The 1,679-nt window shown below is 60.8% G+C and carries 2 protein-coding genes; both read left to right on the top strand.

What is annotated here, in order from left to right:
- Positions 1 to 204: 204 nt before the first annotated feature.
- Entirely contained in the window at positions 205 to 1,023 is an 819-nt protein-coding gene (gene phnC / locus A2I95_RS35925; RefSeq protein ID WP_260007469.1) for a phosphonate ABC transporter ATP-binding protein, read from the top strand.
- Positions 1,024 to 1,089: 66 nt separating this feature from the next.
- The coding region (phnD, locus tag A2I95_RS35930) for a phosphate/phosphite/phosphonate ABC transporter substrate-binding protein (RefSeq protein WP_291737308.1) at positions 1,090 to 1,679 on the top strand (590 nt) is incomplete at its 3' end.

Here is a 1,679-nt window from a genome sequence, read left to right on the forward strand (position 1 = left end):
CTTTTGCAAAGGGAATTGAGGAGTCGAAGGCCGTATAGACCGTCCCGGCCCCTGTGGACAGGGGCAGAATGCGCAGCAGGCCCGTAACTCTGTGCTGCACGCCCACGGGTTGCGCAGCCCGGCGTTACAAAACTTTCACGGCGGTGACACATGAGGTTTGAGCAAGCGCATTAGGCAGGTCCCGAACGAAGAGGGAGCGCCCCGGTGCTGCGCATAGACAAACTGACAAAACGGTTCGGTGGCAAGTTAGCGGTGGATACCGCCACGCTGGACATCGACAAGCCCTGCATGATCGGCATTATCGGCCGCTCGGGTGCGGGCAAATCCACTCTGCTGCGGATGCTGAACCGGCTGGAAGACGCCAGCGAAGGCCGTATTCTGTATGAGGGCCGTGAAATCACTGGCCTGAAGGGCAAAGAGAAACGGGCCTGGCAGTCCGACTGCGCGATGATCTTTCAGCAGTTCAACCTGGTGCCGCGGATGGATGTGGTGTCCAACGTGCTGCACGGAACGCTGAACCGGCGCAACGCGATGGCGACGCTGTTCAACCTATACCCGATGGCGGATATTCACGCGGCAATTGAAATTCTCGGCCGGCTTGGCATTGCTGAACATGCCGCCAAGCGCGCCGAGGCGCTGTCAGGCGGCCAGCAGCAGCGGGTGGCGATTGCCCGGGCGCTGATGCAGGATCCGAAGATCATCCTGGCGGATGAGCCGATTGCCTCGCTTGACCCGATGAACGCCCAGACCGTTATGGAGGCACTGCGCCGCATTCACGAGGAAGACGGCCGCACGGTGGTTGCCAATCTGCACACGCTGGACACTGCACGGCGGTACTGTGACCGGGTGGTCGGCATGCGCGACGGGCGCATTGTGTTCGACGGGCTGCCCGAGCAGCTGACCACCGGCGTTGCCCGCGAGATTTACGGCGCCGGGGATGAGTTCTCCGAGGCTGCAACCTCAACCGAGATCGAGACTTTGGAACGGGCGGATGCAATGCGCGCCGCCATTCCCGCCGAGTAACCCCGAACTTCTTTTACCGACCCCGCGGGCTGCTCGTCGGGGATTGACCAACCGGAGAGACATGAGATGAAGAAACTGCTTGCTGCCGTTCTGGCAACCACCGCGCTGACGACCCCCGTTGCGGCAGAGGAAATCAAGGAATTCCGCATTGGCATTCTGGGCGGCGAGAACGCGCAGGACCGTCTGAGCAAACAGGAATGCCTGCGTGAGCAGACCGAAGAGCTGCTGGGTGTCGAAACCAAACTGTTTGCCCCCGCCGATTATAACGGCGTGATCCAGGGCTTGCTGGGTGGCACCATTGACATGGCCTGGCTGGGCGCGTCGGGTTATGCTAAGACCTATCTGTCCAACCCCGAAGCGGTTGAGCCGGTTCTGGTCAAGGTCAATGCGGACGGAGGTTTCGGCTACTACTCAGTTGGCTTTGCGCGCAAGGACAGCGGCGTGGCCTCGCTGGAAGACTTGAAGGGCAAGTCCTTTGGCTTTGGCGATCCGAACTCTACCTCGGGCTATCTGATCCCGTCGATCGAAATCCCGCAGGTCACTGGCGCCACCATGGATTCGGGTGATTACTTTGGCGAAGTGAAATTCACTGGCGGGCATGAACAGACTATCGTTGCCGTGGCCAATGGCGACGTTGCTGGCGGTGTCAGCTGGGC

This window comes from Leisingera sp. F5, assembly GCF_001593695.1.